The sequence below is a fragment of the Kineosporia sp. NBRC 101677 genome, from assembly GCF_030269265.1.
Taxonomy (GTDB): domain Bacteria; phylum Actinomycetota; class Actinomycetes; order Actinomycetales; family Kineosporiaceae; genus Kineosporia; species Kineosporia rhizophila.
On the sequence record NZ_BSTA01000001.1, the window covers coordinates 1 to 22,698 of the forward strand.

At 70.1% G+C, this 22,698-nt stretch carries 20 protein-coding genes and 2 tRNA genes; 10 read left to right on the top strand and 12 right to left on the bottom strand.

Going from position 1 to position 22,698, the window contains the following annotated elements:
- Positions 1–122: 122 nt before the first annotated feature.
- Positions 123–1,691 carry an MFS transporter gene (locus QSK18_RS00005; RefSeq protein ID WP_502894157.1) on the bottom strand — a complete coding sequence of 523 codons (1,569 nt, stop codon included), beginning with the start codon at positions 1,689–1,691 and terminating at the stop codon, positions 123–125.
- 49 nt (positions 1,692–1,740) lie between these two features.
- Here QSK18_RS00005 and QSK18_RS00010 point away from each other — a divergent pair, with 49 nt between their 5' ends.
- Positions 1,741–2,454, top strand: coding sequence for an AIM24 family protein (locus QSK18_RS00010; RefSeq protein ID WP_232814204.1), 714 nt, complete (start codon positions 1,741–1,743; stop codon positions 2,452–2,454).
- 59 nt (positions 2,455–2,513) lie between these two features.
- Here QSK18_RS00010 and QSK18_RS00015 read toward each other — a convergent pair whose 3' ends face one another.
- Complete coding sequence (locus tag QSK18_RS00015; RefSeq protein WP_285616220.1) at positions 2,514–3,191, bottom strand: alpha/beta hydrolase; 678 nt, start codon at positions 3,189–3,191, stop codon at positions 2,514–2,516.
- Between the two features lie 22 nt (positions 3,192–3,213).
- Positions 3,214–4,119, bottom strand: a complete 906-nt coding sequence (locus tag QSK18_RS00020) for an acyl-CoA thioesterase (RefSeq protein ID WP_502894167.1) — start codon at positions 4,117–4,119, stop codon at positions 3,214–3,216.
- A gap of 2 nt (positions 4,120–4,121) precedes the next feature.
- Here QSK18_RS00020 and QSK18_RS00025 point away from each other — a divergent pair, with 2 nt between their 5' ends.
- Together QSK18_RS00025 and QSK18_RS00030 are read left to right on the top strand one after the other, a co-directional pair.
- Positions 4,122–5,159: a gamma-glutamylcyclotransferase gene (locus tag QSK18_RS00025; RefSeq protein WP_285616221.1), complete on the top strand. Its 1,038-nt coding sequence runs from the start codon at positions 4,122–4,124 to the stop codon at positions 5,157–5,159.
- A gap of 109 nt (positions 5,160–5,268) precedes the next feature.
- A complete protein-coding gene (locus QSK18_RS00030; RefSeq protein ID WP_285616222.1) occupies positions 5,269–6,003 on the top strand; it encodes an SDR family oxidoreductase in 735 nt (244 codons plus the stop codon).
- Between the two features lie 14 nt (positions 6,004–6,017).
- On the opposite strand, the gene QSK18_RS00035 is transcribed toward QSK18_RS00030, so the two are convergent.
- On the bottom strand, positions 6,018–7,196 hold the full coding sequence (locus tag QSK18_RS00035) for an aminotransferase class I/II-fold pyridoxal phosphate-dependent enzyme (protein ID WP_285616223.1): 1,179 nt from the start codon (positions 7,194–7,196) through the stop codon (positions 6,018–6,020).
- A gap of 113 nt (positions 7,197–7,309) precedes the next feature.
- Here QSK18_RS00035 and QSK18_RS00040 point away from each other — a divergent pair, with 113 nt between their 5' ends.
- The 3 genes from QSK18_RS00040 to QSK18_RS00050 are packed head-to-tail and all read left to right on the top strand — an operon-like array spanning position 7,310 to position 10,292.
- On the top strand, positions 7,310–7,987 hold the full coding sequence (locus tag QSK18_RS00040) for an ABC transporter ATP-binding protein (protein WP_285616224.1): 678 nt from the start codon (positions 7,310–7,312) through the stop codon (positions 7,985–7,987).
- Positions 7,984–9,615 (top strand): DUF6297 family protein, encoded by a 1,632-nt coding sequence (locus QSK18_RS00045; RefSeq protein WP_285616225.1) that lies wholly within the window; start codon positions 7,984–7,986, stop codon positions 9,613–9,615. The genes QSK18_RS00040 and QSK18_RS00045 overlap by 4 nt, the downstream gene beginning before the upstream one ends.
- Positions 9,612–10,292, top strand: a complete 681-nt coding sequence (locus QSK18_RS00050) for an SMI1/KNR4 family protein (RefSeq protein ID WP_285616226.1) — start codon at positions 9,612–9,614, stop codon at positions 10,290–10,292. The genes QSK18_RS00045 and QSK18_RS00050 overlap by 4 nt, the downstream gene beginning before the upstream one ends.
- Here the strand turns inward: QSK18_RS00050 and QSK18_RS00055 are convergent.
- Positions 10,274–11,476 carry a serine hydrolase domain-containing protein gene (locus tag QSK18_RS00055; protein ID WP_232814195.1) on the bottom strand — a complete coding sequence of 401 codons (1,203 nt, stop codon included), beginning with the start codon at positions 11,474–11,476 and terminating at the stop codon, positions 10,274–10,276. The genes QSK18_RS00050 and QSK18_RS00055 overlap by 19 nt on opposite strands.
- A gap of 691 nt (positions 11,477–12,167) precedes the next feature.
- A complete protein-coding gene (locus QSK18_RS00060; RefSeq protein ID WP_232814194.1) occupies positions 12,168–12,458 on the bottom strand; it encodes a hypothetical protein in 291 nt (96 codons plus the stop codon).
- 168 nt (positions 12,459–12,626) lie between these two features.
- On the opposite strand from QSK18_RS00060, the gene QSK18_RS00065 reads away from it, so the two are divergent.
- Together QSK18_RS00065 and QSK18_RS00070 are read left to right on the top strand one after the other, a co-directional pair.
- Positions 12,627–13,289, top strand: a complete 663-nt coding sequence (locus QSK18_RS00065) for a TetR/AcrR family transcriptional regulator (protein ID WP_285616227.1) — start codon at positions 12,627–12,629, stop codon at positions 13,287–13,289.
- Entirely contained in the window at positions 13,286–14,110 is an 825-nt protein-coding gene (locus QSK18_RS00070; RefSeq protein ID WP_285616228.1) for an N-acyl homoserine lactonase family protein, read from the top strand. Before QSK18_RS00065 ends, QSK18_RS00070 begins: the two co-directional genes overlap by 4 nt.
- A 9-nt stretch (positions 14,111–14,119) precedes the next feature.
- On the opposite strand, the gene QSK18_RS00075 is transcribed toward QSK18_RS00070, so the two are convergent.
- Positions 14,120–15,550 carry an NAD-dependent succinate-semialdehyde dehydrogenase gene (locus QSK18_RS00075; protein WP_232814191.1) on the bottom strand — a complete coding sequence of 477 codons (1,431 nt, stop codon included), beginning with the start codon at positions 15,548–15,550 and terminating at the stop codon, positions 14,120–14,122.
- The gene (gene gabT, locus QSK18_RS00080) at positions 15,547–16,863 is read right to left on the bottom strand and encodes a 4-aminobutyrate--2-oxoglutarate transaminase (protein WP_285616229.1); all 1,317 of its coding nucleotides are present in this window, start codon (positions 16,861–16,863) and stop codon (positions 15,547–15,549) included. The genes QSK18_RS00075 and gabT overlap by 4 nt, the downstream gene beginning before the upstream one ends.
- 71 nt (positions 16,864–16,934) lie before the next feature.
- On the opposite strand from gabT, the gene QSK18_RS00085 reads away from it, so the two are divergent.
- Positions 16,935–17,831, top strand: a complete 897-nt coding sequence (locus QSK18_RS00085) for a LysR family transcriptional regulator (RefSeq protein ID WP_232814273.1) — start codon at positions 16,935–16,937, stop codon at positions 17,829–17,831.
- Positions 17,832–17,933: 102 nt separating this feature from the next.
- Positions 17,934–19,289, top strand: coding sequence for a flavin monoamine oxidase family protein (locus tag QSK18_RS00090; protein WP_285616230.1), 1,356 nt, complete (start codon positions 17,934–17,936; stop codon positions 19,287–19,289).
- Between the two features lie 12 nt (positions 19,290–19,301).
- Here the strand turns inward: QSK18_RS00090 and QSK18_RS00095 are convergent, their stop codons facing one another.
- The 4 genes from QSK18_RS00095 to QSK18_RS00110 form a co-directional block, all read right to left on the bottom strand.
- Positions 19,302–20,243 (bottom strand): nucleoside hydrolase, encoded by a 942-nt coding sequence (locus QSK18_RS00095; protein WP_285616231.1) that lies wholly within the window; start codon positions 20,241–20,243, stop codon positions 19,302–19,304.
- Positions 20,244–20,477: 234 nt separating this feature from the next.
- A tRNA-Met gene (locus QSK18_RS00100) sits at positions 20,478–20,551 on the bottom strand.
- A gap of 583 nt (positions 20,552–21,134) precedes the next feature.
- Positions 21,135–21,208, bottom strand: a tRNA-Met gene (locus QSK18_RS00105).
- 75 nt (positions 21,209–21,283) lie between these two features.
- On the bottom strand, positions 21,284–22,480 hold the full coding sequence (locus QSK18_RS00110; protein WP_232811441.1) for a GH12 family glycosyl hydrolase domain-containing protein: 1,197 nt from the start codon (positions 22,478–22,480) through the stop codon (positions 21,284–21,286).
- Positions 22,481–22,698 lie beyond the last annotated feature (218 nt).

Consider the following 22,698-nt stretch of genomic DNA (forward strand, 5'->3'; position numbering starts at 1 on the left):
CAAAAGCCAGCGGGCAGCTCCCACTCTCTACGCCATCCTCCGCGAACTCCAGTACCTGATCGCGACCTGGCGCGGGATCTGCCCCCAATGCCACCAACTCGTACCAACCTAACAAAGCACTACTAGGAAGCAGTCCGCTCCGACGCGGACGACAGGGGTGAGGCGATGTCTTCCAGGTTGCGGTTCTCCGCGTCCACCCCGAGCCACCATTCCATCAGCCCGGCCACCATCATCAGCCCGGCCCCGAGGTAGTACCCGAGGGCCACCGAGCTGAAGCTCTCCGTCTCGACCAGCCGGCCGAACAGCAGCGGGCCGATGATTCCGCCGAGCCCGGTGCCCACCGCGTAGAAAAAGGCGATCGCCATCGCGCGGGTCTCCATCGGGAAGATCTCGCTCACCGTCAGGTAGGCCGAGCTGGCTCCCGCTGAGGCGAAGAAGAACACCACGCACCAGGCCGCGGTCAGCGTAACCGCGCTGAAGACCTCTTGCTGGAACAGGATTCCGGTGACGACCAGGAACACCGAGCTGAGCACGTAGCTCAGGGTGATCATCATCCGGCGGCCGATCGTGTCGAAGAACGGGCCCAGGATCACCGGGCCGAGGAAGTTCCCCAGGGCCAGCGGGATGATGTAGAGGCCCGCCGTGCCCGAGCCGATGTCGAAGAACGTGGTCAGTACCAGGCCCTGGGTGAAGAACACCGCGTTGTAGAGGAACGCCTGGCCCACGAACAGGCCCAGCCCCAGGGCCGAGCGGCTCGGGTAGGTGCGGATCATCGTGCGGATGATCTCGAAGACCTTCACCGGGCCACGCTCGCGGATCGAGATCGCGGCCGAGTCGGGCACCGGGTCGAGCTTCAGCTTGTCCTGGTGCTCCACGGTGTGCTCGATGCCCTCGACGACCTGTTCGGCCTCCTCGTGCTGGCCGTGGATCGTCAGCCAGCGCGGGCTCTCCGGCACGTTGCGCCTGACCAGCAGGATCACCAGGCCGAGCACGGCGCCCAGGCCGAACGCGACCCGCCAGCCCACGTCGGCCGGGAAGATGTCGGTGTCCAGCAGCACCAGGGTCAGGGCGGCGCCGACGGCCGCGCCCAGCCAGTACGAGCCGTTGATCATCAGGTCGATCCGGCCACGCAGGCGGGCCGGCATCAGCTCGTCGATCGCCGAGTTGATCGCCGCGTACTCGCCGCCGATCCCGGCGCCGGTGAAGAAGCGGCAGACGTAGAACCACCACACGTTCATCGAGAACGCGGTGAGCACGGTGGCCACCAGGTACACCCCGAGGGTGATCATGAACAGCTTCTTGCGGCCGTGCTTCTCGGTGAGCTGACCGAAGTACAGCGCGCCCAGACAGGCTCCGGCCACGTACACGGCTGCGGCCTGCCCGATCTGCGAGGCGGAGAGCTCCAGCCCGCTGCCGGCCTCGGTCAGCCGGTCGCCCAGGGCGCCGACGATGGTGACCTCGAGGCCGTCCAGGATCCAGACCGTGCCCAGGCCGATGAGGACGGTGATGTGCCAGCTCGACCACGGCAGTCGATCAAGACGAGCTGGAAGATTGCTCCGCAGGACCCGGCCGTCCCCCGATCCCTGCTGCGGCGTCGTCGTCACCCCACCGACCTTGAACCCGTGATCGCCGGCGTGCACTTCGAACTGCCGCACTTGCCGGAAAGTTCCCGTCGCCGGGTGGTCGATCATCACCGCGGAAGCTCTGCCCCGGCCGTCACCCCGGCCCTAGGCTGGGGTTATGCAGAGCAGTCTGTTCCACGAGTCGAATCTCGAGATCTCCGGTCAGAACCGGTTCGCGCTCCAGAACTCGCAGATGCTGCGGGTCGCGCTGGGCCCTGACGTGCTCGCGGCCAAGGGGGCGATGGTCGCGTACCAGGGGCAGGTGTCCTTCAACCACGAGGGCTCCGGCAGCGTCGGCAAGCTGCTGAAGAAGGTCCTCACCAACGAGGACCTGCCGCTGATGCGGGTCACCGGCCGGGGCGAGGTGTTCTTCGCCAACGAGGCGGGCTACATCCACCTGGTCGACCTGACCGGTGACGCGCTGAGCGTCAACGGGCAGAACCTGATCGCCTTCGACGCCAGCCTGAGCTGGGACATCAAGCGGGTGCAGGGGGCCGGCATGATGGCCGGCGGCCTGTTCAACACGGTGATCTCCGGCCAGGGCACGGCCGCCCTGGTGTCAGTCGGCCAGCCGGTGGTGCTGGACTGCTCGCAGCAGCCCACCTACGTCGACGTGCAGGCCGCGGTCGCCTGGTCGGCGAACCTGGTGCCGGACATCGTCTCCAGCATGAACATGCGCTCGATGCTGCGCGGCGGCACCGGCGAGGCCTTCCAGTACGCCTTCCACGGGCCGGGTTTCGTGATCGTGCAGCCCAGCGAGTGGAGTGCGGGCGCCCAGCAGGCGCAGCAGTCCGGCGGGGGCGGCGGCGGTCTGGGCGGCCTGTTCAGCTGACCAACACCCGAACGGACGCTGTGGCCGGGTTTTCGGCGACAGCGTCCGTTCAGGGCAAATTATGGACGCTCGTGAGCACCCGAGTCGCTCGGGTCACCGGCGATCTGGTCACCGAGCCAAATCCGCAACTCCTCGAGCATCGGCACCGAGATCCCGTGTCCGCCGGAAACTCTCAGGGCCCTTACCAAGGCGCGTGAATCGTCCTTAAGGTAGTTCCAGGTACGGTCGAGCAGTTCGCGCGGGATCACCACATCGTCCAGGCCCTGCCCGACGAAGATCGGCACCCCGGTCAGGTGGCCGGGATCCACCGGCACGCCGGCCTCGAAAGGCAATGTGCCATAAAGGATCGCTGCGCCGGCGAAGCGCTGCGGCCGATCCAGCACCAGACCGCCGGCGAAGGCCGCCCCCCCGCTGAACCCGATCAGGTACACCGGGCGCTCCCCCGCGAACCCGTCGATCCAGGCCGTGAACCAGTCCATGGTCTCGCGCAGAGACTCGGCCCGCGGTCGACCGATGCCTCGGTTGGCGAACCAGGCGTAGCCCCCGCCCTCGGCGATCGGCGCCCGCAACGCCACGTACTCGGCCGTCTCAGGCAGATGACCGGCGAGCCCGACGATGTCCTGCTCGTTCGAGCCGCGCCCGTGGAGCAGCACCACCAACGGCCTGCGCTCCCCCTCCGCCGGCCTGCCGGAGTGATGCGCGACCACCGGTTCGGGAAATGCCGAATGCTTGAGCATTCAAGCATCATACCCGGGTCGATCAGCTCTGCGCCTTCCGCCGGATCCGGCGCGACCCGGGTCGCCCGGTCGGACTGGTCCGGAACAACGACTCCTGGGTCAGCCCGGCCACCAGCCGGCCGTCCTCGCTGAACAGCCGGCCGGAGTACATGCCCCGGCCCGCCGCGATCGAGTGGCCGGTCAGATCCATCAGCACCCAGTTGTTCAGATCGACCGGCCGATGGAACCAGATCGCGTGGTCCAGGCTGGTCAGCAGCATCTCCGGCGACGGGACGGTGAGCGTGGTCAGGCCGGTGAGGATGTCGGACAGGTAGGTGAGCACGCAGGCCTGCAGGTGCGGATCGTCGGGGAGAGGGACCTGCGACCGGGCCCAGACCCGGGACGGGCGAGCCTGCGCATCGGCCAGGACCGAGCGCGCGCCCGCGGCCTCGACGAAGTCGATGCCCACGGTGTCCGCCTCGAGCTGGGCCGGCGAGCCGAGCTCGGGCGCCGGCTCGTCCGGCATCACCTCGGCCTGCAGGTCGGGACCGTCTTCGGGCCGGTGGAACGACGCCGCCAGGTTGAGCACCACCTTCCCGCCCTGGCGGGCCACCACCCGACGGGCCGAGTACGAGCGGCCGTCCCGGTCGCGGTGTACCTCGAAAATCACCGGGCGAGAAGGATCTCCGGGCCTCAGGAAGTAGCCGTGCAGCGAGTGCGCGGGCCGGTCCGTCCCAACCGTGTGACCGGCCGCGCGCAGCGCCTGGGCCGCCACCTGACCACCGAAAAGCCCACGGGGGTCTGGATAGAGCGTGCCGGAACGGTAGAGGTCGGTGTCGATCTCCTCGAGCGTGAGCAGCTCGATCAGACTGGGGACGCTGGCGACGATGACGACCTCCCGATGACGAAATCCAGGCGAGCGTACCGGCTGCCTGTTTAGTGTCCACAGGTATGACGACTTCTCCGACCGTGACCCCGCGCAGCCGCGTGATCGGCCGCATCGCCGACCATCTGGCCGCCCTCGACCCCGGGCACCCGTTGCGGGTTGGCGTGGACGGCATCACCGCCGCCGGCAAGACGACCTTGGCTGCCGAACTGGCGGTTGCCGTGGCCGAGCGCGGGCGCCCGGCGATCGCACTGAGCCTGGACGGCTACCACCACCCGCGCGCCCGCCGGTACCGGCAGGGCCGGGAGTCGGCGGCGGGCTACTACGAGGACGCCTACGACACCGCGGCCGTGCGCCGGGAATTGCTCGACCGGCTGGGGCCGGAAGGCGACGGGCTCTATCGCACCCGGGTGATCGACCTGGCCAGTGATCAGGTGCTCGCCGAAGATCCTCAGGCCGCAGCGCGCGATGCCGTGCTCATCGTGGACGGGAGTTTCCTCCAGCGTTCCGAACTCGTCGGCGGATGGGACCAGATCGTCTTCGTGCAGGTGGATTTCGAGGTCGCGCACGCCCGGGCGGTGGTACGTGACGCCGACCTGCTGGGCGGCTCGGAGAGGGCGGCCGAGCTGTACACGAACCGGTATCACGCAGCCTGCCGACGTTACCTCGCCGAGCACGATCCGCTTGCCAAGGCCCCGATCGTGGTCGAGAACAACGACCCGGCCAATCCTCACCTTGTCCGCATCGGCGGGACGGAAGGTACGGCAGTGCAGCTGTTCTCGTACGGAACCCTGCAACTGCCCGAAGTGCAGCGGTCCCAGTTCGGCCGTCTGCTCGACGGGCAGGCAGACAGCATTACCGGCTACCAGCAGGAGTGGCTGACCATCACCGATCCGGCGGTGATCGCCGCGAGCGGCACCGACCGCCACCCCGTCGTCCGCGCTGCAGATCCCACCCGCTCGGTGGACGGATCGGTGTTCGCCATCACCCCGGCCGAACTGGCCGCGGCCGATCTCTACGAGGTGGACGACTACCGGCGATTCCTGGTGCCACTGGCATCCGGAGGGTCGGCCTGGGTGTACCTGGCCGTCGAAGGCTCCTGATTCAGCGATACGACATCGCAGTAGCGCCGCTAAGGAATGCTTGCTACGGTCTTCTCATAGCAACGCTACGAGCCGGTCGTGGCATCGATTCGCAGAGGAGATCGTCAAGATGAGCCAGCAGCGGGTAGCAGTCGTCACCGGGGCGTCGCGGGGCATCGGCCGACAGATCGCTCTGGATCTGGCCGCGCAGGGCCAGGCCGTGGTGGTCGGTTACGCGGGCCGGGCCACGGCCGCCGAGGAGGTCGTTCAGGAGATCACCGCGGCGGGTGGCCGGGCCCTGGCCTTCCAGGCCGACGTGGCCGACGAGAAGGCCGTGGCGGCGATGTTCGACGCTGCCGAACAAGCGTTCGGCGGGGTGGACGTCGTGGTCAACTCCGCAGGCCGGATGGCGTTGGCGCCGATCGCCGAGTTCGACCTCGACGAACTGGACGCCATGCACCGGACCAACATCCGGGGCACCTTCGTGGTGGCCCAGCAGGCGGCCCGCCGGGTGCGCTCGGGCGGCGCCGTGATCGTCCTGTCCACGTCGGTCGTGGGGCTGCAGTTCCCGAACTACGGGCCCTATGCGGCCAGCAAGGGCGCGGTCGAGGCGATGACCCTGGTGCTGGCCCGGGAGCTGCGCGGGCGCGACATCACCGTCAATGCGGTCGCTCCCGGCCCCACCGCCACCGAGCTGTTCCTGGAGGGCAAGGACGAGGCGACCATCGACCACCTGGCCAAGCAGCCGCCGCTCGAGCGGCTCGGCACCCCGCAGGACATCGCCCAGGTGGTGGCGTTCCTGGCCGGGCCCGGCGGGCGCTGGGTCAACGGGCAGGTGCTGCGGGCCAACGGCGGTATCGTCTGAGGCCGCTCAGGCCCTCACGTGCTCAGGGCGGCGGTGAAGTCGGCCAGTCGGGCGAGTCCCTCCTGCAGTTCGGCCACCGAGGCCGCGTAGGACAGGCGCACGTAGCGTTCGGCCCCCAGCCGGCCGAAGTCCTTGCCCGGGGTGAGCGCCACGTGCTTCTCGGCCAGCAACCGCTCGCAGAACTCCCACGCGCCCAGGCCGGTGCCGGACACGTCGAAGTAGGCGTAGAAGGCCCCGTCCGGCGGCACCGGCACCGGTAGACCGGCGGCCTGCAGCCCTTCCAGCACCACGGCCCGGCGGCGCTCGAACTCCAGCCGCCGGGCCTCGGCCACCTCCAGCGACTGCGCGGTGAAGCACTCCAGCGCAGCGATCTGGGCCGGGGTCGAGGGGCAGATGTAGTAGTTCTGGGCCAGCCGTTCCATCACCGGGGCGAAGTCCTGCGGCACCACGCACCAGCCCAGCCGCCAGCCGGTCATGCCGAAGTACTTCGAGAAGCTGTTGATCACGAAGGCGTCCGGGTCGCTGCTCAGCACGCTGGCCGGGGCCCGGCCGTCGGCGTCCCGGCGGCCCAGGTTCAGGTAGATCTCGTCGACGATCCGCCAGGCGTCGCGCTCGCGGGCGAAGTCGCAGATCGCCTTCAGCTCGGACCCCTCGATCGAGGTGCCGGTGGGGTTGGACGGCGTGGCGATCATGATTCCGCGAGTGCCCGCCGTCCAGTTCGCCTGCACCGCGGGCAGGTCGAGCTGGAATCGCGACTCCGCCGTGGTCGGCACCAGAACCACCTCGGCGCCGAAGCTCTCGGCGAACTGCCGGTTGCAGGGGTAGGACGGATCGCTGATCAGCACCTCGTCGCCCGGGTCGACCAGCGCCGCGCTGACCAGGAGCAGGGCGGCCGAGGCACCGGCGGTGACCACGATGAGCCCCGGATCGACCTCCACGTCGTGCTCGCTGCGGTAGAAGCCGGAGATCGCCTCCCGCAGTTCCGGCAGGCCGGTGGCCCCGGTGTACGGCAACGGCCGGCCGTCGGCGACCTTCTCCAGGGCGCTGAGCACCGCCGGAGGAGCGCCGAAGTCCGGCTCGCCCAGATTCAGCCGGATCACCGGGTGCCCCTGCGACTCCAGCGCCAGCGCCCGCTTTCCGAACTCCATGGCGTAGAAGGGCTGGACGGCGGCGGCGCGGCGGGAAGGTCTCACCCGGACAGGATAGGAACACCGCCGGTGTCCCGTTCGTCCGTGCTCATGCACGGCGGGCATGCGGCGGAAGAGGGCGGGCAGGGATGAAGGCAGGGACGGATACCGTGGCGGACGTGAACCTGATCGAGGTCATCGACCTGGAGGTGGGCTACGGGCTTCCGGTCTGCCCACCGATCAGCCTGGCGGTGGCCCCGGGCGAGGTGGTGGCCGTGATCGGCGCCAACGGCTCGGGCAAGTCCACCCTGCTGCGCACCGTGGTCGGTCTGCTGAACCCGCTGGGCGGCACCCTGCAGATGCTCGGTACCGGCCTGGACGAGCGCAGCACCACCTTCCGCGCGTCCGTGGCCTCCGAACTGGGCGACGAGGCGTTCTTCCCCAGCCTGACCGTGCGCGAGCACCTGCTGCTCACCTGCTACGGGCACGGCGTCGACGACCCGGACGACGTGACCGACCACCAGCTCGAGGTTTTCGGCCTCACCGAGCGCTCGGCCGCGCTGCCCGCCGCGCTCTCCTCCGGCCAGCGCCGTCGCCTGGCCCTGGCCGCGGCCTTCGCCCGGCCGCGCTCGCTGATGATCCTCGACGAGCCGGAGCAGCGGCTCGACGCGGCGATCCGGGACGCGCTGGCCGGCTGGCTGGTCGAGGAGCGCGAGGCCGGGGGCAGCGTGCTGATGGCCACGCACGACCCGGTGCTCCTGGTCACCGCGGCCACCCGGGTGCTGGCGATCTCCGACACCGAGGTCCGCCTGGTCGATCCCGAACGGGGAGCACAGATCATCCGGCACGAACTGTGAGCCGACCGCTGCCCTCGGGCACCCAGGTGCGGCGGGCCACCCGCGACGCGACCCGCTACCACTCGGACGCCCGGCTCGGCGATCTGCTCGGTGACGTCTACACCGGTCTGCTCACGATCGCGCTGGCCGCTTCGATGATCTTCGCGCTGTCCTCCCGGCTGGCCCCGGAGGCGGGTGGGTTCGGGCGGGCCGCGCAGGAGGGGCCCGGGCTGGCCGTCGGCTGGATCGCGGTGCTGCTCGCGGTCGCCGCGGTGGCGTCGTTCGTCGGTCTGGTCACCCGGCTCGGCCCGTTGTCGTTGTCTGCGGCCGAGTCCGCCTGGTGGCTGCCGCTGCCGGTGGACAGGCGCTCACTGCTGCGCCCGGCCGCTGTGCGCTGGCCGGCGATCGGTCTGGTGGTGGGGGCGATCAGCGGCGCGGCGGTGGCGGTGGCTCTGCCCGCGGGAACGGCGGCGCTGCTCGGCTCCACTGCGCTGGGGGCTGTGTTCACGGTGACGCTGGTGATCGTGGCCGGGCTGCTTCAGCCCCAGCCGCAGGCCATTCGGGCCTTGCGGTGGTCGGCCGACGGAGTGGCCCTGGCCGTGCCGGTGGTGGGCATCGTCCTGGCCTTCGCCGGCACTGCCCCGCCCCACCCCGGCCTGATCACCCTGCCCCTCGCCCTGCTCCTGACCGGCGTTGCTGTCGACCTCGGCCGTAGGTGGGACAACCGCCTGGACTCCGTGCACGGCGCCGACCTCCGGCACCGCGGCTCGGTCACCGACGAGGCCCTGGTGGCAGTGCTCTCGCTGGACACCCGCGCCCTCGGCCGCGCGCTCACGATCCGCTCCGAGTCTCCCCAGCGTTCCCGGTCGTCCCGGATGTCCTGGCTCACCCACGTCCCTCGTTCCTGGCGCCCCTCGGCCGCGCTGATCACTTCGGACGCGTTCCTGTTCGCCCGCGCCCCGCGCCGGATCGCCCAGGTGGTGCTGTCCCTGACCCTGCCCGGCATCGGCCTGCTGGTGCCCGATCCGGGCCCGGCCACCACCATCGTCCTGCTGCTGATCGGTGGGTACATCGCTTCGCTGGCCACTGGTGAGGGGGTGCGCCGGGCCCAGCTCAGCCCCGGCCTCGACGCCGCCCTGCCGATCGCCCAGCGGATGGTCCGCCTGAGCCGGCTGGCCCTTCCGGCCACGGTGATGACCGCGTGGTTCGTCGCGATCACGGCCGTGCTGGGCTGGCGCTACGGCGACCCGGCCGGCTGGGTGCTGCTCGGCCTGCTCACCGGCCCGGCCTGGGGCGCCGCCACGCTGCGGGCCGGATACCGGCCGGTGCCCACCTTCGGCGGCCCGCTGATCTACACCCCGATGGGCTCGCTGCCGCCCGGGCTCAGTGCATCGATGTTGCGTGGCCCCGACCTGGCGCTGGTGGGTAGCGTTCCGGTCGTGGTCGCACTCGTCACCGGCACCACTGCGCCGGTGCTGTTCGCCCTCGCGCTGATGCTCAGCCTGGGCACCGCGCTCTTCGCCGTCTACGAGCCCGACCCGACTCCCCACCCAACTGGACCGACCGGCGCGAGCCGGGCCACCGAGCGTCCATCTGTTCCCACTCACGCCACCCCTGCCACCCCCGCCGACCCGAGGGAGCCGAAGTGACCGAGGAAGCCATCGCCCCACCCACCGCCGAGGTGCAGAACGCCTGGCCCCTGCTGCTCGAGGCGTTGGCCCGGGCCGGTTACACGGTGGACGAACTACTGCGGCCGGGCGCCGCCCCGACCGACATCGCCGCCGTTCAACAGGCGATCGGCCGGGCCCTGCCGACCGACCTGGCCGGGCTCTACCAGCTCAGCGACGGGCAGACCGACTGGTACCAGCTCAGCCACGGCGCCCATGCGCAGACCGTTCGCCAGCAGGGACGCTGGGTGTGCGCGGTGTTCGGCGACGGCTGGAGCTTCGACCCGGTGGGCAAGGTCGCCGACGGCTGGCGGAACTGGGACGAGGTCCGCGCCGGCTACACCCCTGAGCAACTGGCCGAGGACTTCGACAGCGCGGTGGAGGTCCGCGACGGCGACCCGGTGCAGGGCCTCTACACCTCGCCCGACTGGATCGGTTTCGCCACCGACGGCGGCGGCAACCAGCTCGCGGTCGACCTGGTCCCGCAGCCCGGCGGCACGGTCGGGCAGGTGATCGTGATCGGCTCGGACGAGGACCTGCGCCGGGTGGTCGCCCCCGGGATCGTGCAGTTGCTGGAGCTCTGCGCACGGCGGGTGTCCGAGGTGGACGCCGCGCAGGTGAGCGAGGACGGCGTGCTGCTCTACGACCTGGAGGGCTGACCCGCACCGGCCGCCCACACCCCCGACCAGAACTGCGTGACCAGCGGTTCCGGCTCCGGTGACGTCATGGCCCGCTGGGTGAGCAGGATGCCGGCCGAGCCGCCGGGGGTTGCGGCCCAGTAGGTTCCCAGCCCGCCCGACCAGCCGAAGCTACCGGCCGGCTCCCCGTCGCCGGCCACCGTGCGCACGCTCAGGCCGTAGCCCCAGCCGTGGGTGTCGAAGAAGCCGGGCATCGAAATGGTGTTCTGCTTCTGCTCTTCGGTGAGCTGGTCGGTGGTCATCGCGGTGAAGAGCTCTTCGGACAGCAGGCGGCGCCCCTCGAAAACACCCCGGCCCAGCATCAGCCGGGTGAAGGCAAGCAGGTCCTCCGCCGTGGAGACGAGCCCGCCGGCGCCCGACTCCAGCGGCGGCGGGCTCGTCCACTGCCCGCCCTCGGCCGGGTCGAACAGCTCCAGCCCACCCGTTGGGCCAGGCTGGTAACTCGTTGCCAGACGGTCGATTTTGGACGACGGCACGCAGAATCCCGTGTCTCTCAAGGCGAGCGCACCGAACAGCCGCTGCTGCAGAACCTGCTGCAAGGTGGCCCCCGCCGCCCTGGCCATTAGCACGCCCAGCACGTCGCTCGCGGTGTTGTACATCCACTGCGCACCGGGCTGGTGCAACAGCGGCAGGGCGGCCAAGGCGGCCAGGTACTCGTCAGGCGCGACGGTGCGGGCCGGCTGCGGCGGACCCGGCGCACCGGGCGCCCGGTCGAGTTCGGCCTGGATCGGGTAGGTGCCGGGCGGGGCCATCACCTGGCCGAACCCCGCGGTGAAGGTGAGCAGGTCGCGCACCAGGATCGGGCGCTCGGCCGCAACCGTGTCGTCGACCGGGCCGGACAGGCTGCGCAGCACGCGGAGGCCGGCGAGCTCGGGCAGCAATCCCTCGACCGGCTCGTCCAGGCCGAACACGCCCTCCTCGACCATCTGCAGGGCGGCGAATGCCACGATCGGCTTGGTCAGCGACGAGATCCGGAAGATGGTGTCCGGCCGCATCGGCGTCGGGTCGTCGAGGCCCTGGGTGCCGATGACCAGCACCTCGGTCTCGTCGCCGCAGACCACCGCCGCGACCAGGCCGGGCACCGCGCCCGCGGCGACCTGGTCGGCAAGGTCGGCGTGGAGCCGGCTGAGGACTTCGGCGGACATCGGCACAGGCTCGGCTCCCAGGGCGTCGGCGGCTGTCAGGTCTCGGCGGTTGTCAGGGTCTGGCGGGTTGGCCAGGCTTCGACAGTTCGTCTCTTGGTTCAGGACCGCCCCGGCCGGCGAAACTCATCGCTTCGCCACTAGGCATCAGCCAGCCCTGGCGGCCACTTACGCCGAGATGAACCACTGGTACCCACTGGGCCCGCGCCGAGGAATACCCGATCCGCAACTGCACCTGGGCACCACCCGTCCAAGCCCACCCGCCGTCCCGATGACCCCCTTCTGGGATTGGCTTCAGACACCCCCGTGCGCGCTCACCCCGTGATCGCTGGTGTCGCCCCGGCCCCGGCCGATGGGTCGGGGCTCGAGTTGAACGTGTACGCATGGTTCACCTGGTACCAGGTGGACCATGCGTACACGTCGCGAAATGGTCGGAACCCAGGCGCCCCACGCGTGAGCCGCGGGGCAGCACCTCCGTGCGATGCGCCAGCACTACCCCAGCCAGCACGACCACAGCCACCGGCCACGGCCAGCACAGTCAGCACAGTCAGCACGGCCACCAGCCACAGCCAGCACGGCCACCAGCCACGGCCAGAACAGCCACCAGCCACGGCCAGCACGGCCACCAGCCACCGACCCAGCCAGCGCGAAGGAGTACCCGCCACCCGGGAGCACCCACCCTCCCTTCACTGCCTCAGGCGGATCGCGGCTGCACCTCCCGCCAGGCCAGGAACCGGGCCATCACCGCGCGGTAGCCCCCGCCGAAGGCGAACTCGTCGAGCAGCCGGGCCGCCGCCGCACCGCGCAGCACGTCTTCGGCCGGGACCCACGCCGCATACAGTTGGACACCACGCCGGGCGGCCCAGGTGACCCGCACCGAATCACCCGACCAGGCCTGCACCGCAGCCGGCACCACGGCCAGCACCTCGCCGCTGGCGTCGCGCAGCAGCGCCAACACCGGAAGGGCCTGCGGCGGCGTGAACACGCGGGCCGACGGATCGCTGGGAGGGAACTCATGGACGGCTCGTGACTGCCTCGGCTGCATTAGCACCCCCGCGGTTCACGCTGTTGGCGACACGCCGATTCTATCGAACATCTGTTCGAACGACCATGCCGTCATCGGCCGTCCGGGCCCGGGCCTTAAACTCCGGGAATGCCCAGCCTCGGCCGCCCTCGCGCCAAGGGCCCGTCCCCTTCCGGCCTCGGCACCGAGCGGGACATCCTCGACGCGGCGGCCCACCTGTTCTGCACCGCGGGCTACGGCAGTACGAGCACCCACAAGATCGCCGCCCGGGCCGGGATCAGCCAGGCCTCGATGTACCACTACTTCCCCGGCAAGCAGGCGATCCTGCTGCGTCTGCTGCTGCAGACCGTGCGGCCCTCGGTGCAGTTCGCCACCGCTCTGAGCGACCGACCCGAGCCCGCAGACGTCCGTTTGTGGGCTCTGTGCTCCTACGACACCCGCCTGCTGCTGTCCGGCCGGGACAACATCGGCGCGCTCTACCTGCTGCCCGAGGTCGACCAGGAGCCGTTCGCCGAATTCCACTCCGAACGGGAACGGCTCTACGCCGTCTACCGCGAACTGGTCGCCTCCGTAACGGAATCCGATCCCGAAGCCGCCCAGCAGGCCACGGCGCTGGTGACCGGACTGGTCGAGTCGGTGATCCTGCGACGCCGCACCGAGGGAGCCATGGCGGCCGACGAGGTGGCCCCAGCGATCGCCGACGCGGCTCTGCGGGTACTCCGGGTACCCGAGCGACGGCTGCGCGAGGCGGCCCGCTCCCCTTTGACCGTCCCTGAGGAAGTGATGTCGTGAGCGTGCTCGACTGGCAAGAGGACTCATCGCTCGGGCTGACCGGCCCGCCGCTGCGACTGCACCCGATGATCGTGGGCTACGAACCGATCCGCGAGTCCATCTCGATTCTCGGCGGCGATCCGGCGGTGTTCCTGCTGGAGCCGGTGACGGTCAGCGCAGTGGTGCACGAGAACGGCTGGCTGCTGGTCGATGCCGGCTTCAACGTCGACGTGGTGCGCGATCCGGTCGAGCGCGCAACGTATTACAACTGGGACAGCTACACCGCGCTGTTGCCCCCGGGTGACCCACTGGCCGACCAGGTGGCCGAACTCGGGCTTTCCTGGGGCGATCTGCGCGGGTGCATCGTCTCGCACGTGCACCTCGACCACACCGGCGGGCTGCGGCTGCTCGGGCCCGACGTGCCGGTCCTCATGCAACGCGCCGAGTACGAGTTCGCCCGTCAGATACCTGACCTCGACGAGAAGCACGTCGTGGTGCCGGGCGACTACCTGCGCGAAGATCTGAACATCGTGCTGCTCGACGGAGACACCCTGCTGGCCCCCGGCGTCACTGCTCTGGACACGCGCGGTCACACCCCGGGGCACCAGTCGGTGATGGTCGAACTGCCCAGCCGTACCGTGGTTCTGGCCTGCGACGCGGCCGATCTGAAGCGCAATGTCCTCGAGGCCGTGCCGTGCGGCACGGTGATGCGCCCTCAGGACGAGCCGTTCGCCCTGACCGCGATCCAGCGTCTGCACGAACTGGATCAGCGGCCAGGGGTGGAGGTCTGGCCCGGGCACGACCCGGACTGGCCCGCCTGGCAGGAGAAGACGGTCTCCTAGGGCGTCAGATCACCAGGCCACGCTGAAGTACTGGGTCTCGGTGTACTCCTCCAGGCCGATCCGTGCGCCCTCCCGGCCGATTCCGCTCTGCTTGACACCACCGAACGGGGCCGAGGGGTCGGAGACCAGACCCCGGTTGACGCCGACCATGCCGGCCTCGATCCGCTCGGCCAGCCGCAGCGCGGTTCCCAGATCACCGGCAAAAACGTAGGCGGCCAAGCCGTATTCGGTGGAGTTCACCTGGGCCAGCATGTCCTCAGGGTCGGTCCAGGTAAGGATCGGCACGATCGGCGCGAACGTCTCCTCGCGCACCACGTCCGATTCATTGGTCACCCCGGTCAGCACCACCGGGGTGAAGAAGTGGCCGGGGGCGGTGGCCGGGGCAGCCTGATGAGCCACGGTGGCGCCGGTGACCAGCGCACTCTCCAGCATCCGCTGCACGTTCTGGTGGGCCCGGGCCGAGATCAGCGGGCCGATGTCCGCCCCCTCCGCGGCCGGTCCGACCTTCAGCGCCTCGACCTTCGCGCCGAGCTTGGCGGTGAACTCGGCCGCGACGTCTTCGTGAACGTAGAACCGGTTCGCCGCGGTGCAGGCCTGCCCGCCGTTGCGGAACTTCGCCAGCATCGCCCCCTCCACCGCCGCATCCACGTCGGCGTCGGCGGTGACCACGAAGGGCGCATTGCCGCCCAGCTCCATGGACGTGTTCACGACCCGCTCCGCGGCCTGACGCAGAAGCTGACGGCCGACATTGGTGGAGCCGGTGAACGACAGCTTCCGCACCCTCGGGTCATCGGTCCAGGCCGCGACGATCGCCGGGGCGTCCTGCCCGGGCACCACGTTGACCACGCCGTCCGGCACTCCGGCCTCGGCCATCAACCGGGCCACAGCGAGCGCCGTGAGCGGCGTTTCAGCAGCCGGTTTGAGGACGACGGTGCAGCCGGCCGCGAGTGCGGGGGCTATCTTTCGGGTCGCCATCGCGGCCGGGAAGTTCCAGGGAGTGACCAGGGCCGCAACGCCGACCGGGTGGTGGGTGACGATGGTGCGGGTGCCACCGACGGGCGATGAGCCGAAATCGCCGTGTGGGCGCACTGCTTCCTCGGCGAACCAGCGGAAGAACTCGGCTGCGTAGGACACTTCGGCCCGGGCGTCGGCCAGCGACTTGCCGTTCTCGGCGCTGATCAGCTCGGCCAGTTCCTCGGCGTCTCGCAGCATCAGCTCACGCGTGCGCATCAGCAGATCAGCGCGGACCCGGGGCGCGGTGTCGGCCCAGGCCCGGAAGGCCTGGGACGCGGCGTCGACCGCGGCCACGGCGTCGTCCGGGCCGGCGTCGGCCACCTGGGCGATCACTTCCAGCGTGGCCGGGTTCACCACTTCGAACACGCCCCGGCTGCCGGTGCGCCATTCCCCACCGATCAGAACGCCTTTGGTGTGGTCACTCATCGGGTCACCTCCAGCCCGGCCACGACGATGTCGAGGGCCTCGGTGAGCAGCTCGTCGGAAATGCTCAGCGGCGGCAGGAAACGGATCACGTTGCCCCAGGTGCCGCAGGTCAGGGTGATCACGCCCTGGCTGTGGGCGTGGGCCGCGATCGACTTGGCCAGGGCGGCGTCCGGCTCACCGGTGCCGGGCTGCACGAGTTCGACGGCGAGCATGGCCCCGCGCCCCCGTACCTCGGCGATCCGCGGATCGTCCACCCTGGCGAACCGCTCGCGCACGAGAGTCTCGATCTGGCGGGCTCTTTCCAGCAGGCCGTCCGACTCGATCGTCTCGATCACGGCCAGGGCGGCGGCACAGGCGAGCGGATTGCCCCCATAGGTGCCCCCGAGACCGCCGGGGTGGACAGCGTCCATGATTTCTGCGCGCCCGGTGACCGCCGAGAGCGGAAGCCCGCCCGCGATCCCCTTCGCGCTGACCACCAGGTCCGGGACGACGTCCTCGGTCTCGCTCGCGAACATCGTTCCGGTGCGGCCGAATCCGGACTGCACCTCGTCCGCCACGAAGACCACGCCGTTGGTCCGGCACCAGTCGGCCAGAGCGGGCAGGAAACCTTCGGCGGGAACCACGAAACCGCCCTCGCCCTGGATCGGCTCGATCACTACGGCGGCGAGATTCCCGGCCCCGACCTGGGTCTCGATCTGCCCGATGGCCCGACGGGCCGCCTCGGCCCCACTCAGGCCGTCGCGCAGCGGGTACGACATCGGCGCCCGGTAGACCTCGGCGGCGAACGGGCCGAACCCGTGCTTGTAGGGCGCCACCTTCGCGGTCATCGCCATCGTCAGGTTGGTGCGGCCGTGGTAGGCGTGGTCGAACACCACCACGGCGCTGCGACCGGTGTACGAACGGGCCATCTTGACCGCGTTCTCCACCGCCTCGGAACCGGAGTTGAACAGCGCGGAACGCTTTTCGTGGTCACCCGGGGTCAGCCGGGCGAGGGCCTCGGCGACCGCCACGTACGACTCGTAGGGCGTGATCATGAAGCAGGTGTGGGTGAACTCGGCGACCTGCGCCTGAACCGCCGCGACCACCCGCGGCGCGCTGCTGCCGACCGTGGTCACGGCGATCCCCGAGCCGAGGTCGATGAGGCGGTTGCCGTCGACGTCCTCGACGATGCCACCGGCCGCGCGGGTGGCGAAGACCGGCATCGTGGTGCCGACCCCGGGACTGACGAAGGCCTGCTTCCGGAGCATCAGTGCGGCCGAGCGCGGGCCGGGCAACTCGGTGCGGACCAGGCGGGTCTGTTCAAGGTCGGACATGACTCCGAGGATTCAGCCTGGCGTTCATGTTGTCCAAGACCTGTTCAGCACTATCTTCATGCCCTGTGAGCATGAACCTGAGGCTGCTGCGGTACTTCGTCTCCACCGTCGACGAGGGCTCGGCCACCCAGGCGGCAACCCGGCTGCACGTCACCCAGCCCGTGCTCTCCCGGCAGCTACGCCAGCTGGAGCAGGAGCTAGGTATGGCCCTGTTCGAGCGCCAGGGGCACCGTCTGCGGCTTACCCCGGCCGGCTCGCAGTTCCTGCCGCTGGCCCGGTCATTGCTACGCCAGGCGGATGAAGTGCGGAGAGCCGCCGCGAGCATTGCTTCCGGGAGGCTCGATCAGCTGCACCTGGCGGTACCCACCACCACCCTCAGCGATGTGGTGGCCCCATTCCTGGCAACGTTGCTCCCCGACGATCCGGTGCCCATCGTGCGCCAGCTCGACCCCCGGGGCGCCGACGCCGCCCTCCACTCCGGCGCCGACCTGGCCATCGTCCCCCGCCCCCCGTCGTCCGACCTGGCCTCCTGTGCCCTGGCGGTGTTGCCGATCTGGGCTCAGGTCCCAATTGAGGACGAGTGGAGCGCGCGAGATTCCGTGTCGGTGGGTGAGCTGGCCGAACGCGAGCTTCTGGTGCTTACCGAGGGCTTCCGCCCGCGCCAGTTGCTCGACGAGGCGATGGCCGCAGCCGGGCTGAGCTACCGCCGGTACATCGAGTGCACCAACGCCCAGGTCGCGCAGGCCCTGGCCGCAGCTGGGCGAGGCGTAGCGGTGGTTTCCGACGACCCTCGCTTCAGCCTGAGCCCAGTGGGGCTCACCGGCCCGGCAGGCGCCGTGCGGATCCACCTGTACGCGGCCTGGGACCCACAGCATCACGCCGCCACCACGCTGGCCGCCCTGGCCGATCGCCTGGCCCAGTTCTGCGTGGATCGCTACGGGCCCGGCGTACGTCCGATCCCGGGCTGATTCAGCGTTGCTGATTTCGTGGCGGTTAACTGGGGTTGACGCGAATTCCCGTGTCCCTGACACTCCTGACGACGATATACGCACCCCAGGGAGCATTCGCACATGAGCACGCAGGTCGATGTCGTGGTCGTCGGCGCCGGTGTCACCGGCCTCACCGCGGCCACCCGCCTCAGCCGGGCGGGTCACGACGTGGTCGTACTGGAGGCCCGCGACCGCATCGGCGGCCGGCTGTGGACCGACACGGTCGACGGCGTGCGCCTGGAACTGGGTGGGCAGTGGGTCTCCCCCGACCAGTCCGCCCTGCTGGAGACCCTGGACGAGCTGGGCCTGGACACGTTCGAGCGCTACCGCGAGGGCGAGAGCGTGTACGTGGGCCAGGACGGGGTGCTTCACACGTTCGCCGGCGCCGCCTTCCCGGTGTCCGAGTACACCGCCTCCGAGGTCGACCGGATCACCGTTCTGCTGGACAAGCTCTCCGGCCAGATGGATCCGCTGCGCCCCTGGGAGATGCCCGGGGCCGACGAACTGGACCGGATCTCGTTCGCGGGCTGGCTGAAGGAACAGACCGACGACGCCGAGGCCCGCGACAACATCGCGCTCTACATCGGCCCGGCCATGCTGACCAAGCCCGCGCACGCCTTCTCGGCCCTGTCGGCAGTCCTGATGGCCGCCAGTGCAGGCGGTTTCAGTCACCTGGTAGACGCCGACTTCATCCTCGACCGGCGGGTGAAGGGCGGGCTGCAGCAGGTTCCGCTGCGCCTGGCCGAGCAGCTCGGCGACAAGGTCGTCACCGGTTCGGCGGTCACCTCGATCGACTACGACGACGCGGGGGCCACGGTGCGCACCGCCAGCGGTGGCGAATGGCGGGCCCGGCGCGTGATTCTCGCCCTCCCGCCCACCCTGGTAACCCGGATCGCCTTCACCCCGAACCTGCCGCCGGTGCACATGCAGGCCCGCCAGCACCAGTCGTTCGGCATCGTGATCAAGCTGCACATCACCTACCCCACGCCGTTCTGGCGCGAAGCCGGGCTGTCCGGAACCGCTTTCAGCCCCTACCAGGTGGTGCACGAGGCCTACGACAACACCAACCACGACGACACCCGAGGGACGCTGGTGGGTTTCGTCTCCGACGAGAACGCCGACCGGCTGCTCGCGCTGTCGGCCGACGAACGCCGCGCCGCCACCCTGGGTGCGCTCGCCGCCTACTACGGCGGGCAGGCCCTGGAGCCGCTGGCCTACTACGAGAGCCAGTGGATGGCCGAGGAGTGGACGGCCGGCGCCTACGCCACCAGCTTCGACATCGGCGGCCTGACCCGCTACGGCGCCCGGCTGCGGGAGCCGGTCGGCCCGATCTCGTTCGGCTCCTCGGACGTGGCGGGGCTGGGTTTCCAGCACGTGGACGGGGCGATCCGGGTGGGCCGGATGCTCGCCGACGCGATCCTCAACGACGAGGTCTGAGGGCCTGGGGCCTCAGCGGCCCGGCAGAGCCAGGAGCAGTTCCAGGAGCCGAGGGCCGACCGGGTCGGCCACCTCGGTGACCACATCGACAACCGGGTGCAGGTCGTCCACCTCGACCGCGAGCGTCCGTGCTCGGGTCTGTTCCTCGGTGGTGTCGACCACGAGGCCGGTCGAACGGACCGTGCTCGCCTCGACTGCGCCGGTCGCCAGCATCGTGGCCAGGGGGTCGTGCAGCGCGCTGGCCCGCACCCCGTGGCGGGTCTCGTGGAAGCTGAGGTAGCAGTCGAGCATCCCCGCCAGCGCCTTGTGCAGGGCGGTGTCACGGGCCAGGAGCGCCTCGTACGCGGTGGTGTCGAAGGTGTGCGAGTGGGTCACGTCGAGCGGCACCAGGGTGACCGGCCATCCCGCCCGGAAGACGATCCGCGCCGCCTCCGCGTCGTTGGCGATGTTCGCCTCGGCGTGCGCGGTGAGGTTGCCCGGCACCCAGACCGCGCCGCCCATGATGGTCACGTGCTTGACCAGGGAGGGCAGTTCCGGCTCCTGCACCAGCGCGTGAGCCAGGTTGGTGAGCGGGCCCACCGCGATCAGGTGGAGCTCCCCAGCGTGCGCCCGGGCCGCGGCCAGCAGTTCTTCCACCCCGGAGCGAATCTGCACCTCGCGCGGCGAGCGGGCGAGCTGCACATCGCCGATGCCGTTACCTCCATGCACCTCCGGCGCGCCCCCGGCGTACTTGCCCACCAGCGGATCGTGCGACCCCACGGCCACCGGCACGTCATCACGCCCCAGCAGGGCGAGCAGGTCCAGCGTGTTCCGGGCGGCCTGGGCCGCGTCGATGTTGCCGCTGACCGTGCTGACGCCCACGAGGTCGATGCTGGGGCTGGCGGCCAGCTGGGCGAGGGCCAAGGCGTCGTCGATGCCGGTGTCGCAGTCGAACCAGACGGGTGACTTGGGCAACCTGACCCCCTGAGAGTGCTGATGGACGGCCGGTCACCATATCCGGTCGGGCGATCAGTTACAGGTGGGGCCGGCGATGTGTGAGGGCATACCTGGTGATTGGGCGCGCGTCCCGTGCCAGCACACGCACCCGGGACCGATCTGCGACGGACCTGACGCGAGGAAGGTGGCACAAGAAAGGTGACACGAAAAAGCCCGGCCCCTGTTTTCCAGGTGACCGGGCTCTTCTTCTTGTAGCGGGGACAGGATTTGAACCTGCGACCTCTGGGTTATGAGCCCAGCGAGCTACCGAGCTGCTCCACCCCGCGTCGGTAGGACAACCATAGAACGTCGGGCGGGTGAAAAGCGAATCGAGGGACTGCACGCGCACCAGCACGCCCCGGCACCGCGCCGGCCGCACCGCTGCTTCCGGCCCGCACCCCTGGCTCCAGCCCGCATCCCTGGCTCCAGGGCGCGCTCCTGCTTCTGGCCCCGCACCTCTGCTTCTAGCCCGCACCCCTGGCTTCAGCCCGCACCCCTGGCTCCAGCGCGCTCCTTGGTTCCGGCCCCGCGCTCCTGCTTCTGGCCCGCGCCGCTGCTTCTGGCCCGCACCTCTGGCTCCAGCCCGCACCCCTGGCTCCAGCCCGCACCCCTGGCTCCAGCCCGCACCCCTGGCTCCAGCCCGCACCCCTGGCTCCAGCGCGTTCCTGGTTCCGGCCCCGCGTTCCTGGTTCCGGCCGCGCGCTCCTGCTTCTGGCCCGCCCCCCTGCTTCTGGCCCGCCCCCCTGCTTCTGGCCCTGCACTCTTGGTTCCGGCCCAGCGACGCCCCGTACCGAGCCTCACACCGAGTACGCGCGGCACCGAATAGAAAAGCCCGGCCCCTGTTTCCAGGTGACCGGGCTCTTCTTCTTGTAGCGGGGACAGGATTTGAACCTGCGACCTCTGGGTTATGAGCCCAGCGAGCTACCGAGCTGCTCCACCCCGCGTCGGTTCCTCAACCCTAGGCCACTTACGGGTGAGAACGCGAATCGGGGCGGAGCAGCTACCCGGTCAGCTCAACGTCAGGCCGCGCTGCAGGTGAGCTTGGGCGCGGCCGGCGCACCCTCGACCTGCATGCCGAACGAGGTGCTGCCGTTGCCGGCCACCGAGCCGTTGTAGCTCAGGCTGCCCGCGCTGACCTTGGTGCCGGTCTGGGCGGCCGAGGCGTTCCAGCTGGAGACCAGCTTCTGGCCGGACGGCCAGGACCAGTCCACCTTCCAGTTCTTCGTGGCGCTGCCCGCGGTGTTCTTCACCGTGACCTCGCCCAGGAAGCCACCGTTCCAGGACTGCGTGACCTTGTAGTCGGCGGTGCACTTCGTGGACCCGTTGCCCGGGTTGCTGGGCTCGGTGGTCGGCGGCGTGGTGGGCGGGGTGGTGACCGGCGTGGACGGCGAGGTGGTCGGCGGGATCACCGGCTCGTCGGTGGCCGGCGGGGTCGGGGTGGTGTTGCCGCCCCCGGCGCCCTTGGTGACGGAGAAGCCCGACAGGGCGAGGCCCTTGCCACCGCTCCAGGGCTCGAAGCCGGCCTGGATGCTGGTCATGTACCAGGACGACTGGGCGTACCCACGCTGCACGGCGTCGTCGTAGAAGTCGCTCACCTTGAAGTCGATCGAGGTGGCCGCCGAGGTGCGGACGTACGAGATCACGTTCCAGCCGCTGTTGCCGAACCAGACGTCCCAGGTGCCGCCGGCCGTGGTGACCGTGCCGACCTTGGACCCGACCGGCTGCGCCCCGCCGGCCTTGTTCAGCCAGACCATCAGCTCGGCGCCGGTGTTCTGGCCGTCCCGGCGCGCGGTCGGGTCGAACCAGATGTCGTAGGAGGCGTTCCAGACCCCGCCGGTGTTGTACTTCATCGTGGCCTTGGAGCCGATCGTGTCGAACTCGCTGGAGGAGGCCTTGATCGGCGCGAAGTCGTTGGTGCAGTTGTTGTAGTGGCAACCCCAGACGAACGAGGGGTAGGCGGTCGGGGCGCCACCGGTGTTCACCCCGTCCTGCTGGGTGATGGTGAAGCCGTCCTCGGAAGCGTCGATGCACTGGGGGGCCGAGGTGCCCCAGACGTTGTTCTGGACGATGTACTCACCGCCCTGGACCTTCTTGCTCTCGTACTGGCCGCAGATCGTGGTGTTGACCGCCGAGGCCGGGCTGGACAGCACGATGCCGCCGGTCACGCCGGCCGCCACGGCGACGGCGGAGGCGGCTGCGATGAGTCGAGCTTTCATGGAGGACGTCTTCTTCCGGTGTCAGGGCACGCGGCAGCGAGGCCACGATCGGGACAGGTTGCGTCTGTCCAGTTGCTGGGGCCCGGCAAGAAGTTGCCCGCAGGAAGGGATTTGAGGGGAAATTAAGCGAAGGTGCGGATCTGGCGTCGGATCTCGCGGAAAACCACGATGTTCGCGGTGGCGGCGGCCCCACTCGCCGGGCCACAGTTCACATTCGC

What these genes read in the sequence shown, in the direction of transcription:
- QSK18_RS00025 (WP_285616221.1), top strand. Translation starts at nt 4,122, where the DNA reads ATGACGACTTCTCCGACCGTGACCCCGCGCAGCCGCGTGATCGGCCGC.
- QSK18_RS00090 (WP_285616230.1), top strand. Translation starts at nt 17,934, where the DNA reads ATGAGCACGCAGGTCGATGTCGTGGTCGTCGGCGCCGGTGTCACCGGC.
- QSK18_RS00075 (WP_232814191.1), bottom strand. Translation starts at nt 15,550, where the DNA reads ATGAGTGACCACACCAAAGGCGTTCTGATCGGTGGGGAATGGCGCACC.
- QSK18_RS00110 (WP_232811441.1), bottom strand. Translation starts at nt 22,480, where the DNA reads ATGAAAGCTCGACTCATCGCAGCCGCCTCCGCCGTCGCCGTGGCGGCC.
- gabT (WP_285616229.1), bottom strand. Translation starts at nt 16,863, where the DNA reads ATGTCCGACCTTGAACAGACCCGCCTGGTCCGCACCGAGTTGCCCGGC.
- QSK18_RS00055 (WP_232814195.1), bottom strand. Translation starts at nt 11,476, where the DNA reads ATGTCCGCCGAAGTCCTCAGCCGGCTCCACGCCGACCTTGCCGACCAG.
- QSK18_RS00085 (WP_232814273.1), top strand. Translation starts at nt 16,935, where the DNA reads ATGAACCTGAGGCTGCTGCGGTACTTCGTCTCCACCGTCGACGAGGGC.
- QSK18_RS00065 (WP_285616227.1), top strand. Translation starts at nt 12,627, where the DNA reads ATGCCCAGCCTCGGCCGCCCTCGCGCCAAGGGCCCGTCCCCTTCCGGC.
- QSK18_RS00005 (WP_502894157.1), bottom strand. Translation starts at nt 1,691, where the DNA reads ATGATCGACCACCCGGCGACGGGAACTTTCCGGCAAGTGCGGCAGTTC.
- QSK18_RS00010 (WP_232814204.1), top strand. Translation starts at nt 1,741, where the DNA reads ATGCAGAGCAGTCTGTTCCACGAGTCGAATCTCGAGATCTCCGGTCAG.
- QSK18_RS00030 (WP_285616222.1), top strand. Translation starts at nt 5,269, where the DNA reads ATGAGCCAGCAGCGGGTAGCAGTCGTCACCGGGGCGTCGCGGGGCATC.
- QSK18_RS00015 (WP_285616220.1), bottom strand. Translation starts at nt 3,191, where the DNA reads ATGCTCAAGCATTCGGCATTTCCCGAACCGGTGGTCGCGCATCACTCC.